Genomic DNA, 12,675 nt, shown 5'->3' on the forward strand with positions numbered 1-12,675 from the left:
GGTTTATTGGATGAAACGCTTGCCTGGCGCGGCTGATCCCGTTTCATCCCATTTAGTCCCGCTGATCTCTCCCTGTGCAATTAACCTCAGCACACCACAGCCCCAGCCAGCGATGGGCGAGAAACAGCAGGCGCTTCATGCAGGTTCTTCCATGAAAACAGCGTGCGCTGCGAACAGCACACGCCGGATGGCTCAAGACAGGCCGGGGTCAGTAGTCGAATTTCAGCTGCGCATAGGTGGTGCGCTGCGGCATGGGGTGGTAGGCAAAGCTCTTGTAGTTGTTGAGATTGTCCACACCCAGCGCCACGGTGAACTGGCGGTCCAGCTTGTAGCTGATACGCGTGTCCATGATGAGATAGGCACTGTTGGCACCGTATACGCCGCCATTGATCACCGTGTTGCCCACATCCGAACTCTGGAAGCTGCTGTAGCGCGCGGCCAGCGAGTACGACAGCTTGTCGTTCTGGCGGTAGCTCAGCACCGCCGTGGCGCGCCAGCGCGGAATGCCGGGGAAGGGGTTGCCCACCGAGGCCGGGTTATTGCTGTTGGCGCGGATTTCCGATTTGGCATAAGTGATGTTGCCGCTGAAATCCAGCCCGCGCAGACCGATGTCGGCTTGCTCGAAGGCCACTTCCAGCCCGTTGGTGAGTACCCGGTCAATGTTCTGGATATTGGTGACATTGGGGGTGACGGTGGTGTTGGTCTGCGACAGCAGGGCATCGCTCACTTGCTCGCGGAAGGCGGTCAGGCGCAGGGTGCCGCCTTGCAGCTGGCGCGTGGCGGTGACTTCGCCGGTATCGGCCCGCTCGGCTTTCAGGTTGGGGTTGTTGTTGACGATGGTATTGCTGCTGGGCACCGAACCCTGGAACAGCTCGGCCACGGTCGGGGTGCGGTAGCCACGGCCATAGGCGGTGCGCAGCGACCATTTGTCGTTCAGGTCGAACACCACCGCGGCCTTGGGCGAGAAGAACTGCTGGCTGCGTGCCGGGTCGTGGTAGGTGTTCTGGCCGCTGGTGGTGGCCCCACCAAAGGCAGACCACCACTCGTAACGGCCGCCGGCAATCAGCTGCACGCCGGGTTGCAGCCGCCAGGTATCCTGGGCAAACAGGGCGTGAATCTGGGTATTGCCGACAAAGGCGGCGGTCTGGCTGCCCTGCGTGCCGGACTGCCAGTCGCTGGTGGCATAGCTGTGGCTGTTCAGCGCGTAATGGTCGTAGTGGTAGCCAAAGCGCAGCTGGTGTGCGCTGGCCAGGCTGCCGCCGGGACGCCAGTCGCCTTTCAGGTCCACCGTCTGCCAGCCGGTGCCGGACAGGTCGGTAATGGTGCCGGCACCAGTCAGCCCGGCAGTGGCGCTGCGCTGCCTGTCCTTGCTGAAATCATAAATGCTGATATTGCCCTGCCAGTCCCAGCTGCCGTCGGTGCTGGTCTTGAAGGACAGGGCGTTGAGCAGGTGTTCCTGCTGCTTTTTGCTGGGCTGGAAGGCATTGGCCAGATTGTATTTCTGACCGTCGATGCTGACGATGCCGGTGTAAACCGGATTACCGGCAGCATCGCGCAGATAGCTGTTGACCGACACGGTGGAATTGTTTTGCCAGTAGCCCAGCGTGTAGTTCAGCTTCAGCGTCGGGGTAAGGTCGTAGGACAGCTTGAAATTGGCATTGTCCTGAATCGAATGCTCGGCACCGGTGGCACCGACAATCAGCCGTTTTGCACCGGTGGTGTCCGCGTCGCTCACTGCACCGCTCACCGTGGTGGCCGCGCTGGCACCGGTGTACTTGTTGGGGTTGGCTGCAAAGCTGGCCGGGTGGCCCAGGCTATCCAGATGCCCGGCTTCAATCATCCAGGCCAGCCGGTCCGCGCGGCTGCCCAGCATGGCGGCATTCTTGCTGCCGGTGAAATGCTGGCTGGTCTTGTACTGGCTGAAGCTTTCGTCAAACAGGGTGCTGCTGGCATGGGCTTCGAATTTGTCCGGCATGCGTGTGCTCAGCACGATGACGCTGCCAATGGCGTTGCCCGGATATTCGGCCGAGAACGGGCCGTAGATGGCATTGACCTGGCTGATTTCTTCGGGGCTGACCAGGTTCCAGCGCGGCGGGTAGGCATAGCTGTTGCCCAGCAGGTTGGACAGCAGGATATCGTCGGCATACAGCAGGGCGCGGGCGCTGCTGGTCTGGCCGGAGGTGCGGGTGGCGATGATGCTGTTCTGGTCGCCAATGTAACGGCGTCGCACCTGGACATCCGGCAGGTATTTCACCGTGTCTTCGGTGCTGGTGACATTGGTGGTCTGGGCAATCTTGTCGGCACGCATGCTGCTGGTGGTGGCGGGCAGATTGTCCGGCAGGCTGCTGTCAGCCTGCGATTGCACGGTCACTTCGGCCAATTGCTTGTCGGTATTGTCGGCATGGGCCAGGCTGATCTGCCCCAGTGCCAGAGTGACGGCCAGTACCAGCCGGTTACAGGAAAACGCTGCGCAGTGTCTCATCAGGAAAGCTCGCTCTTGTTTTGATGACGTCAGATTTTGTTAAGCGGCGTGGATGATGCCCTGCCTGACCGGGGCCGGGAATGTGGCATTTTGTCGCAGTGGGGAACTTTGCCGACTGCGGCAATTGGTCGCACGGGGGCAGGGCGAAATCCTGCTAAGGTTGCTCCCGCACTGGCAGGCGCATCGGCCTGCCTGCCAGCAAGGGGGGGAGCGCAAGTGCAGGCGATGTGGCAGGAAAGGGGACTTGGTAACCGACAGGAATGGCAGCACAGCCGGGTGGTGTGTGTGCTGGCGGTGTTGCTGCTGCATGCTGCTTTTGCCAACTGGCTGCTGGGCTTGCCGCAAAACCGGCCGGCGCAGGCGCTGCCGGCACGGATGGTGGTGCAGATGCGTACTGCACAACCCGTCTTGTCACAGACGGTGGCCAGACCATTACCCACCAGAGTGCAGTCGCCAGTCCATTCGCCCCGGCATGCCACACAGGCCAAACCTAGGGCTACGCAGCCGGTTTCCGCTGCGCCCATGGCTTCTGCTCATCCGGCCGCTGCCACCGTGCTGTCCGGTACGGCGGCAGCCACCACCACCAGTTCGGTCAGCCCGGCTGTGGCAGCGCCTCAGGCTACGGCAGAGGCGCATTCTCCAGTCACAACCGAGGCGGGTTTTACCGCCGACTACCTGCACAACCCGGCACCGGTCTACCCGCCATCCTCGCGGCGTAACGGTGAAGAGGGCAGGGTGTTGCTGCGGGTGCGTGTTTCGGCCGCCGGGCAGGCAGAGGCAGTGGACGTCCAGCATGGCAGCGGTTTTTCCCGGCTGGATGATGCGGCCAGGGAGGCGGTGGCCAACTGGCGCTTTACCCCGGCACGGCGTGGTGCGCAGGCCATTGCCTCCACCGTCATTGTTCCCATTACTTTTCGCCTTGGCCACTAAGCGCCGGGGCTGACTTATTGCAAGGAAACATCATGGATACACAACTGGGTCTGGCGCATTTCTGGCAGCAGGGGGATGCGGTATCCCACGTGCTGGCCATCTTGCTGGTATTGATGTCGATTGCCAGCTGGAGCCTGCTGTTGATCAAGCTGCTGGAGCAGTGGCGCTTGCGCCAGGCCCTGCGTCATGCGCTGCCAGCTTTCTGGCAGGCAAGCAGCAAGCAGGCTGCCCGGCAGGCACTGGCAGCACGGGACGGCAGCCAGTTGCTCAGCGGTATTGCACAGCAGGCCGACGAGGCTGCACAGGCCTACGCGGGCAAGTCCGGCCTGGGCCTGGGTGGCGAGCTGGATGCGGGCGAATATCTGGGCCGCACCCTGCAACAGGCCTTGTTGCAAGCGCAGGCCCGGCTGGAGCAGGGCCTCACCGTGCTGGCGTCCATTGGTGCCACCGCGCCTTTCATCGGCCTGTTTGGTACGGTATGGGGGATTTATCACGCCCTGATCAATCTGTCCGGCCATGGCCAGATGAATATCGATCAGGTGGCCGGCCCGGTGGGCGAGGCGCTGATCATGACCGCCATCGGCCTGTTTGTCGCCATCCCGGCGGTACTGGCCTACAACGCCTGCACCCGCAGCAACCGCCTGATGCTGGCTGCACTGGAAGGCTTTGCCCATGGCCTGCATGCCTATCTGGTGGCCGGGGTACGCCAGCTACCGCCGCAAGCCATGCCCGGCGGGGCATTGCAGCCGCAGTCCGCCGGTAAGGGGGCTTGAGCAATGGCATTCCACGGCTTTTCGTCTTCAGGCCAGCACGGCCAGCCCATGGCCGAAATCAACACCACTCCGCTGGTGGATGTGATGCTGGTGTTGCTGGTGGTGTTCATGATTACCGCGCCATTGTTTCATCAGGCAGTGGGCATTGACCTGCCAAGAACGGTGGCCACACAGGAGAAACCACCAGAGAAAGTGTTGCACCTGAGCTTGGCGCGCGACGGCAGCGTGACGCTGGACGGCAAGGCCATCAGCGTGGCTGCCCTCAGCCCACAGCTGCAAGCTGCCAGTGCCGGGAATCCGGAACTGCAACTGCAGGCGGATCAGGCCACGCCGTATCAGGCGGTCGCGGCGGTGATGGCACTGGCCCAGCAGGCCGGGGTCAACCGCATTGCCTTTGTCACCCAGCCGCAGGCGCATTGAAGCGCCTGGGCCAATGCCCGCCACCCAGCGCAGGGGGCGCGACAGTTGACACCCGCTTGCCTACCTGCCAACCTGCCGCCTTTGTTTCCACGCTTATTTTGCTGCCATGAAAATCACCAAAAATTCCGCCGTTACGCTACGCATGAAAGTGACCGACGCCCAGGGTCAGGTTTACGACGATGGCAAGCATCCGGTTTCCTATCTGCATGGCGATTACGACAATCTGTTTGCCAAGCTGGAAGAAGCACTGGAAGGTCAGGAAGCCGGTTTCCAGACCGCACTGGAACTGGCATGCGAAGACGCCTTTGGCGAGCGTGACGAAGCGCTGGTCACCACAATGCCGAAGGCTGAATTCCCGCCCGGCATCAAGGTGGGTGGCCAGATCCAGCGCATGGGCCCGGACGGCCAGCCGCGCTATTACTTTGTCACCAAGATCAAAGGCCCTACCGTGCTGCTGGATGGCAACCATCCGCTGTGCGGCAAGGCGCTGCGCTTTGCCATTACCGTGCTGAGCGTGCGCGAGGCGACTGCCGAAGAAATCGCCCACCAGCATGTACATGGCGAACATGGCCATCAGCATTGATTGACGGAAGTTTTCCCGCCAGCCTGACGGCTTGATATCAAGCTGTCACATGAAAAAAGCCCTGAATGTTCAGGGCTTTTTTTGTCTGCTTTATGATGGCGGGCCTTTGATCGGCAGACACAACGGGCATCAAAGTGCGCGCATGTATTTGAAGCGGATATCAATGAATTTGCGCCGCCAGTCAAACAGCTCTTCCAGCGACATATCGTAGGGCTTGATGACACAGCCTTCCTGGTGGGCCCGTACCGGGGCGCGCCACAAATTGCCCATGTCGATGTCTTCAATGAACAGCTTGTCACGCACGCACTGGTCAAACACCGGTGTGCCGGGGAAGGGAATCAGCGTGCCAACCCAGTTGCGATCCAGTTGCAGCTCATCAATCATGTCCATGGTTTCCTGCAGCGTTTCATTGGTGTCTTCAGGAAAACCCATGATCCAGTTACCGGCCAGACTGACGCGATGTTTTTTCAAGTCTTCAACGACTTTATAAATCGTGTCGCGCTTCAAGCCTTTTTTGATGACGGTATTGCGGATGTATTCTGAGCCGTGCTCGGGTGCCAGCAGGGCGGAGGTCATGCCTGCCGCCACCATGGCATCAATCACCTCGGTTTTCAGGCTGTTCATGCCCAGGCCACCGGCAGTGGTGAACTGGATATCCAGGCCACGGCGCAGGATTTCATTGCAGATGCCCAGAATATGCTTGTTGTCCACCGTCAGGTTGTCATCCATGAAGGTGAAGAAGCGCTGGTTCTTTTCATTGACCAGATACTCCAGCTCATCAACAAAGCGCTGCGGAGTACGACGACGGAGTTTTCTGCCTTGCACGATATACATGTCGCAGAATGTGCATTTGAACGGGCAGCCACGCTCGGAGATGACAGGAACGACATTCTTGATATCGTGCCCTTTGAAGTTGGAATAGCCGCTCAAATCCATCTCGAATTCGGTGAAATCAACCATGTCCCATGCCTGCATGGGGAGGTCTTCATAGTTGATCCACTCGCGTTCTTGATTGACATGCACCTTGCCATCCTGGTCGCGGAAGGCGAAAGACTTAATTTCCTTCAGATTACCCAGCTCACCCGCGGCCATTCTGTTGGCAATGGCGAGCATTTGCGGCTCACCCTCACCCAGTGCGATGTAGTCGAAATCCGGGCAGTTTTTCAGGATTTCATGCGGGTAGGTGGTGGCATGAATTCCCCCGGTAATGATTTTCAGGTCCGGGTTGGTCTGCTTTACCGTACGCGCATAATCCATGGCGGTTTGCATGAAACCGGAAAACAGAAACGAGATGCCTACCAGGTCGGGGTTTTCCTGTTTGATGGTCTGGATGATACGGTCATGGCAGTAACGGGTGGGTTCTGCCTGTTGGTGGGTTCTTTTACTGTTCAGGTCCAGCAGGATGGGCTGATGACCTTCATTGCGCAATACCGCAGCCAGGCTGAGTAATGCGGCAGAGGGAAGAAAATCGTTACGCTTGATGGTCGGGTCATCAAGGTAGGGACAGATTAATAAAACCTTCATGATATTCTCCCCATCCGGATCGGGATGTTAATTTCTTTTGTTGTTCAACTATTTTTACTCCAATTTTCAATCCTACCTGTTTTGCCATGGCTAAGCCATATTGACAAAATGGTATTTGTCATAAGCTATTAATATTTATTGACAATAGCTATTTTGTATTTCACCAGTATGTCAAAAACCAGACCCTCCACGCTGCGTAGGGTCTGGTTTTTCAGTCTGCCTGCCTGATCAGTGCAGGTTCTGCTGGAAGAAGCGGGTGATCCGCTCGAAGGGGATTTTGTCCATGCGGTCATACAAATCCACATGGTTGGTATTTTTCAGGATCAGCAGCTCCTTTGGTTCGGCAGCCGCCTGATAAATATCCTCGCTGAAATAGCGGGAGTGGGCATTGTCACCGGCAATCAGCAAGATCGGGCGCGGGGAGATTTCCTTGATATAGCTGAGTAGCGGCATGTTCATGAAGGAAAGCGCACTGGTGGCGGTAAAGGCGCCGCTGGAGTTCACCGAATTCTTGTGAAAGCCGCGGGCAGTGCGGTAGTAGTCGAAAAACTCCTTCACGACCGGGTGCGGGTTGTCCGGCAGGGTTTCCGGCAGCAAACGCGCGGGCATCACCACCTTGCCGTCTGCGGCGATGTAGATGCCGTGGCTGCCTGTTGTCGGGTAGCCATTTTGTGCATCCTGCCAGCGTTGCTGACTGAGCATGTCGAGAATCTTGCTGCGGTCCGCCGCCGACAGGGTGTCGCCCAGCCCCCTGGCCATTACCCGCGACATGTCATACATGGAGGTGGTGACCACGGCCTTGATGCGCTTGTCCACGGCGGCAGCATTCAGGCTCATGCCGCCAAAGCCGCAGATGCCGATCAGGCCGATTTTTTCGCGGTCCACCTCGGGCAGCAGTCCCAGATAATCCACCGCCGCGCTGAAGTCTTCGGTATTGATTTCCGGGGACGACACATTGCGCGGTTCTCCACCGCTCTCACCGGTGTAGGACGGGTCGAACGCCAGGGTCACAAAACCGTGCTCTGCCATGGTTTGTGCATACAGGCCGGATGATTGTTCTTTCACGGCACCAAACGGGCCGCTGACGGCAAGGGCGGCCAGTTTCTGCTGGCCCCGGTTTTTCGGCAGGTAGAGGTCGGCGGCCAGGGTAATGCCGTAGCGATTGCGGAAACTCACCTTGCGGTGATCGACCTTGCTGCTTTGCGGGAAGGTTTTGTCCCATTCCTGGGTCAGATGAAGCATGTTTTCTCCAGAGGATGTGCTGCTTGCTGCCTGTGCAGGCAGGGCGCTGATGAACAAGGCCGTGCAGGCAAGCAGGGCGGATTGCAAGAAGGCTTTGCGCGTGAGTTGCATGGTGTGACTCCTGAGTGAAGGCATGGCGTGCAAGAGGGCAGGTTTTCCTGCCACGTGTTGCTGAGTATTGTTCAGGAGGTGTGGCGCAGGGCGGTACATGAATCCTCGGCATTTCTTGCCCAATCCTCTGGCGGCGGGTGCCGGATGCCGGTGTGCAGTCTGTATGGACTGCAAGCCGGTTGTGCCTTGGCTGCAGCAAATACCCATGAAAAAGCCCTGAATGTTCAGGGCTGCAGATGATTGAAAAATAAGCGGAGTGATGGCGAATCAGCGTGGAATCCGAACGGCGTCTTCGTTGAAATCGCCTTTGGCGGCACCGCTGTGGCAGGCCTGGCAATTGGCGGCACTGCCAACGGCTTTGCGCTTCCAGATTGCGGGGCTGATTTCATCATGCTTGCGCACAAACCAGCCGGTGCTGGTGATGCGCGGTGGCTCACCCTTGCTGTTGCTGTAGTCCGGGCCATTGCTGGCGGCTGCCGTGCTCAGATAGCTGCGGATGATTTTTTCGTCCTCGGCAGTGAGCGTGGCATTGACACCATAGTGGTTTTGCAAATTATCCATCTGCTTTTTCCAGGCCGATGCCGGCAGCAAACCGGGCGGGTAGGCCATATGGCAGCTGCCGCACTCGGTTTTCCATACGGCAGGTGCTTGTGCCAGGTTGCGGCCCAGTTGTTTCGGTCGTTTACCTTCGTGGTGTTCCCCCTCATCGGCCATGCTCAGGCCGGCTCCCAGAGCAATGCACGCCACTACAGCGGCTAATAAAAGTTTGTTCATGACCGGCTCCTTATTTCACGCTGCTCAAATAGGTCAGGAAGTCGCCTTTTTCCAGCGCTGTGCATTCACGTTTGAATACATCATCGCAATTGCGGCGGAACCATTTTTCCACTTTCTTGTTATCGCTAAAGCGGCTGGGTGTCACAGAAGTAGCCATTGGCTCAATGCTGCGAAATGCCGGTGTTTTACCGGGTTGGCGTGGGTCGGCAGAATGACAGCTGGCGCAACTGATATTTTTGCCATTTTGCACGGTCTCCCGATAATAAAGCGCCTTGCCGCGCTCGGCCGAAAATCCGTTGAATCCGGGATTGGCTTGTTTGGCTTGTGCGGCATATTCACTCAAGATGGCCGGTGCTGCATGGCTATATGTACTGGCCAGGGCCATGGCCAGGATAATGACGTTGCGCATGATGCTCTCCTGATATCCGGGAGCTTTTACCTTAAAAGCCAAAGCTTAATACAGGATTAATTCATGGCTGAATCATTGATAATGAAACTGATTATTATTTGTTGTCTGCTGAATTAATTCAGGGTTAAGTTTCCGGCGGCACAGTAAATACCGTATGGCGGATTGCAAGGAGAACATCATGCGGAATTTACAGCGCTTTCATGTTTATCACTGGTTGCTGGCCGGTTTATTTGTCCTGGCTTATCTGAGTGGAGACGACGCAGGCCTGGGTCATGCCTGGCTGGGTTATGGCTTGCTGCTACTGCTGTTGTTCCGGCTGGCCACCGTGCTGACCGGCAGCCGAGGTTTTCCCCGCTTGCGCCCTGCTGCAGGTGCAGCTACCGGGGGCTGGTCCGCAGCCATCTGGGGCAAGGGGCTGATCAGGACCATGCTGCTGGCCTTTGTGCTTTTATTGGTGACGGGGGTGTTGATGGTGGACAACGCCGCCGTGGTGGATGCCGGTTTGCAACGGGTTCTGCCTGCGGCGATGGCTACCTCCATCAGCCAGTTGCTGGCCGGTTGGCCGCAATGGGATGCCGCGCAGTGGCATGAGCAGATTGCCAGCCTGAGCCTGGTGCTGATTGCCCTGCATATCGGCTGCTTGTTGTGTTTCCGGCTACCCATGGTGCGCTGGATGCTGGGGCTGGCCAGCCAGGGCAAGGCGGCACCGGACCAGGCTGCAGGTCACGCATTACCGCAGCCCGTACCATACCGCCTGACGGTAAGCCGCTTGCAGCCGGAAACACCGGATACGCTCAGCATCGAACTGGCTTTGCCTGCTGCCTTGCAGCCATTGTTTTGTTTTCAGCCAGGGCAGTTTGTGAGCATAGGTGTGGAGGTGGATGGTGCGTGCTTGTGGCGCTGTTATTCCATTACCAGCCAGCCGGGAGAATCGACACTGTCCATTACCGTCAAGCGGGTGCCGGGTGGCAAGGTTTCCGGCTATCTGCACGATGCCATGCAGGTGGGCATGACGCTGTTGGTGCTGCCGCCTGCGGGTAGCTTCCGTCCGCGCAGCCCGGATGCGGATTTACTGCTGCTGGCCGGTGGCAGTGGCATCACTCCGCTTTATGCCATCCTGCGCCATGCCTTGCAGCAGGGCAGTGGCCGGGTGCGGCTGGTCTACGTCAGCCAGCAGTCGGACAGCCTCATCTTTGGCCCGGCCCTGGCCGCCTTGAAAGCACGCTATCCCGACCGGCTGTCGCTGACCCTGCACCTTTCCGCAAGCCAGGGACGCCTGCAGGCCGCCGGGCTGACCGCCTTGCTGGCCGACGGCTGCCATGGCGAGGTTTTACTGTGCGGGCCGGAAGGCCTGCTGCAACTGGCTCAAGACTGCCTGCTGCAACTGGGTGTGCCTGCATCCGCCATCCAGCAAGAGCGTTTTGGCCCGGCCGCTGCGCCGCTTGCTGACGGTGGCAGTGCTGTTTCGGCGCAGATTACCCTGCACGGAAAACAGCATGCCATACTGCTGACACGGGGCAGCACGCTGCTGAATGCGCTGGAAGGGCAGGGAGTGCAGCCGCCCAGCCACTGTCGCGCCGGTGTATGCGGCACTTGCCGCTGCAAGGTCAGCAATGGCCGGGTAAGCATGCAGAACAATCAGGTACTGACCGCCGAAGAGGTGGCATCCGGCTGGGCCTTGGCCTGTCAGGCCGAGCCCCTGGACAGTACGCTGCATGTATCGTTCGACGAGCCAGTGCCTGCTGCGCGTGCGCCAACCGCTGTCATCAGGAGTGTTGCGTGGGGAAAAAACAAAGTCTGATTCATGCCGGCTTGCTGCTGCCGCCGGTATTTGCCTTGCTGCTGTGGAGTGTGCAGCAAGTCCGGGACATTGATTTGCCGGTGACCGGGCTGTTGCTGCTGTCTGCCGTACCTGCCTTGTTGATGTTGTTGTACGAGGCCATGCGCGCCTTGCGTCACAGGACGCTGGGGGTGGATCTGCTGGCCTTGCTGGCCATTGGCGGTGCCATGTGGCTGGACCAGGCGCTGACTGCGGCCATCATCGCTGCGATGGCAGCTACCGGGCGCTGGCTGGATGACTACGCGGCTGGCCATGCCGAACGGGAAATGAGCAGCCTGCTGGCCAAGGCACCGCGCCATGCCAACCGTCTGGAAGGCGGGCAGCAGCAACGCGTGCCGCTGGATGCAGTACAGCCGGGGGACTGCCTGTTGGTGAAGGCGGGTGAAGTCATCCCGGTGGATGGCCGGCTGGACGATGCGCTGGCAGTACTGGATGAATCCACGCTCACCGGCGAGGCGGTCCCGGTTACCGTGCATGCTGCTGCCTTGCTGCGTAGTGGCAGCCTCAATGCGGGTGATGCCTTTCGCATGACTGCTACCGCCACCGCGGCATCCAGTACCTTCAGCGGCATTGTCCGCATGGTGGAGCAGGTGGGTCGTGCCAAGGCTCCGGTGATGCGGCTGGCAGACCGCTATGCCTTCTGGTTCATTCCGCTTGCCCTGTTGCTGGCGGGTGGGGCCTGGCTGGCCAGTGGCGATGTATTGCGTGCCCTGGCCGTGCTGGTGGTGGCGACACCTTGTCCCTTGCTGCTGGCGGTGCCGGTGGCGATGATTTCCGGCATTTCGCAGTGTGCTGGTCGTGGTGTGCTGGTGAAAAGCAGTGAAGTGCTGGAGGCGCTGGCGCGCGCCACGCTGCTGTTTTTCGACAAGACCGGCACGCTGACCGGTGGCAAGGCCAGGCTGGTGGCCATTCATGTGCCGGATGGCGCAGCAACCGACGATGTATTGCGGCTGGCCGCCGCACTGGACCAGATGTCCAACCATGTAATGGCCACCGCAGTGGTGCAGGCGGCGCATGAACGCGGCCTGGGCAAGCTGCCGTTGCCGACGGCGGTGAACGAGGTGGCCGGTGCCGGGCTGAGCGGCGAGCTGGAAGGCCGGCGCGTGGTGCTGGGCAGCCTGGCTTATGTCAGCAGCCAGCTGCCGTCCTTGTCGCCCTGGGCGCAGTCCTTGCAGGCAAGGCTGGATATGGAAGGGGCCAGCGTGGTGTATGTTGCCCGCGATGGCGTATTGCTGGGTGCGCTGGAACTGGCCGACCGCTTGCGGCTGGAAACCCCGCGTGCGCTGCGCATGCTCAAGCGCTTCGGTGTCAGCCATATCGCCATGCTGTCCGGTGACCGGCAGGATGTGGCCGAGGCAATTGGCCACGGCATTGGCGTGGACGAAGTGTTTGCCGGTTTGCAACCGCAAGACAAGCTGGCTCACATCCATCAGGCCAGAGCGCGCGGTGTCACGCTGATGGTGGGGGATGGCGTCAACGACGCTCCCGCCTTGCGTGCGGCCGATGTCGGCGTGGCGATGGGCGCGCAAGGGGCTGCAGCCGCCGCGGAAAGTGCAGGGGTGGTGCTACTCAACGACCGGCTGGACC

General features: G+C 59.7%; 11 protein-coding genes. 6 read left to right on the forward strand and 5 right to left on the reverse strand.

Annotated elements, in window-relative coordinates; translation table 11 throughout:
* Nucleotides 1-208: 208 nt before the first annotated feature.
* Nucleotides 209-2,482 carry a TonB-dependent receptor gene (locus tag AWT75_RS19355; RefSeq protein ID WP_062791282.1) on the reverse strand — a complete coding sequence of 758 codons (2,274 nt, stop codon included), beginning with the start codon at nucleotides 2,480-2,482 and terminating at the stop codon, nucleotides 209-211.
* Nucleotides 2,483-2,707: 225 nt separating this feature from the next.
* Between AWT75_RS19355 and AWT75_RS19360 the strand changes: the two genes are divergently transcribed.
* The 4 genes from AWT75_RS19360 (at nucleotide 2,708) to AWT75_RS19375 (ending at nucleotide 5,188) form a co-directional block, all read left to right on the forward strand.
* Nucleotides 2,708-3,412, forward strand: a complete 705-nt coding sequence (locus tag AWT75_RS19360) for an energy transducer TonB (protein WP_062791284.1) — start codon at nucleotides 2,708-2,710, stop codon at nucleotides 3,410-3,412.
* 32 nt (nucleotides 3,413-3,444) lie between these two features.
* Nucleotides 3,445-4,185: a MotA/TolQ/ExbB proton channel family protein gene (locus AWT75_RS19365; RefSeq protein ID WP_062791286.1), complete on the forward strand. Its 741-nt coding sequence runs from the start codon at nucleotides 3,445-3,447 to the stop codon at nucleotides 4,183-4,185.
* Nucleotides 4,186-4,233: 48 nt separating this feature from the next.
* Complete coding sequence (locus AWT75_RS19370; protein WP_204377120.1) at nucleotides 4,234-4,605, forward strand: ExbD/TolR family protein; 372 nt, start codon at nucleotides 4,234-4,236, stop codon at nucleotides 4,603-4,605.
* A 106-nt stretch (nucleotides 4,606-4,711) separates the two neighbouring features.
* Nucleotides 4,712-5,188 carry an FKBP-type peptidyl-prolyl cis-trans isomerase gene (locus tag AWT75_RS19375; protein ID WP_045848513.1) on the forward strand — a complete coding sequence of 159 codons (477 nt, stop codon included), beginning with the start codon at nucleotides 4,712-4,714 and terminating at the stop codon, nucleotides 5,186-5,188.
* Nucleotides 5,189-5,317: 129 nt separating this feature from the next.
* Here AWT75_RS19375 and AWT75_RS19380 read toward each other — a convergent pair whose 3' ends face one another.
* From AWT75_RS19380 to AWT75_RS19395, 4 genes are all read right to left on the reverse strand, one after another.
* The gene (locus AWT75_RS19380) at nucleotides 5,318-6,712 is read right to left on the reverse strand and encodes a B12-binding domain-containing radical SAM protein (RefSeq protein ID WP_082696217.1); all 1,395 of its coding nucleotides are present in this window, start codon (nucleotides 6,710-6,712) and stop codon (nucleotides 5,318-5,320) included.
* Nucleotides 6,713-6,940: 228 nt separating this feature from the next.
* On the reverse strand, nucleotides 6,941-8,065 hold the full coding sequence (locus AWT75_RS19385) for an alpha/beta hydrolase (RefSeq protein ID WP_153013397.1): 1,125 nt from the start codon (nucleotides 8,063-8,065) through the stop codon (nucleotides 6,941-6,943).
* 267 nt (nucleotides 8,066-8,332) lie between these two features.
* On the reverse strand, nucleotides 8,333-8,839 hold the full coding sequence (locus AWT75_RS19390) for a diheme cytochrome c (protein ID WP_062791294.1): 507 nt from the start codon (nucleotides 8,837-8,839) through the stop codon (nucleotides 8,333-8,335).
* A gap of 10 nt (nucleotides 8,840-8,849) precedes the next feature.
* Nucleotides 8,850-9,248: a DUF1924 domain-containing protein gene (locus tag AWT75_RS19395; protein WP_062791296.1), complete on the reverse strand. Its 399-nt coding sequence runs from the start codon at nucleotides 9,246-9,248 to the stop codon at nucleotides 8,850-8,852.
* Nucleotides 9,249-9,426: 178 nt separating this feature from the next.
* Here AWT75_RS19395 and AWT75_RS19400 point away from each other — a divergent pair, with 178 nt between their 5' ends.
* Nucleotides 9,427-11,049 carry a ferredoxin--NADP reductase gene (locus AWT75_RS19400; protein WP_161937784.1) on the forward strand — a complete coding sequence of 541 codons (1,623 nt, stop codon included), beginning with the start codon at nucleotides 9,427-9,429 and terminating at the stop codon, nucleotides 11,047-11,049.
* On the forward strand, nucleotides 11,028-12,675 hold a 1,648-nt coding region (locus AWT75_RS19405; RefSeq protein ID WP_062791300.1), incomplete at its 3' end, for a heavy metal translocating P-type ATPase. The genes AWT75_RS19400 and AWT75_RS19405, both read left to right, overlap by 22 nt.

It is taken from the genome of Aquitalea pelogenes, assembly GCF_001515305.1.
In the GTDB taxonomy this organism is placed as follows: domain Bacteria; phylum Pseudomonadota; class Gammaproteobacteria; order Burkholderiales; family Chromobacteriaceae; genus Aquitalea; species Aquitalea pelogenes.

What these genes read in the sequence shown, in the direction of transcription:
- AWT75_RS19375 (WP_045848513.1), top strand. Translation starts at nt 4,712, where the DNA reads ATGAAAATCACCAAAAATTCCGCCGTTACGCTACGCATGAAAGTGACC.
- AWT75_RS19370 (WP_204377120.1), top strand. Translation starts at nt 4,234, where the DNA reads ATGGCCGAAATCAACACCACTCCGCTGGTGGATGTGATGCTGGTGTTG.
- AWT75_RS19385 (WP_153013397.1), bottom strand. Translation starts at nt 8,065, where the DNA reads ATGCAACTCACGCGCAAAGCCTTCTTGCAATCCGCCCTGCTTGCCTGC.
- AWT75_RS19360 (WP_062791284.1), top strand. Translation starts at nt 2,708, where the DNA reads ATGTGGCAGGAAAGGGGACTTGGTAACCGACAGGAATGGCAGCACAGC.
- AWT75_RS19400 (WP_161937784.1), top strand. Translation starts at nt 9,427, where the DNA reads ATGCGGAATTTACAGCGCTTTCATGTTTATCACTGGTTGCTGGCCGGT.
- AWT75_RS19390 (WP_062791294.1), bottom strand. Translation starts at nt 8,839, where the DNA reads ATGAACAAACTTTTATTAGCCGCTGTAGTGGCGTGCATTGCTCTGGGA.
- AWT75_RS19395 (WP_062791296.1), bottom strand. Translation starts at nt 9,248, where the DNA reads ATGCGCAACGTCATTATCCTGGCCATGGCCCTGGCCAGTACATATAGC.
- AWT75_RS19365 (WP_062791286.1), top strand. Translation starts at nt 3,445, where the DNA reads ATGGATACACAACTGGGTCTGGCGCATTTCTGGCAGCAGGGGGATGCG.
- AWT75_RS19380 (WP_082696217.1), bottom strand. Translation starts at nt 6,712, where the DNA reads ATGAAGGTTTTATTAATCTGTCCCTACCTTGATGACCCGACCATCAAG.
- AWT75_RS19355 (WP_062791282.1), bottom strand. Translation starts at nt 2,482, where the DNA reads ATGAGACACTGCGCAGCGTTTTCCTGTAACCGGCTGGTACTGGCCGTC.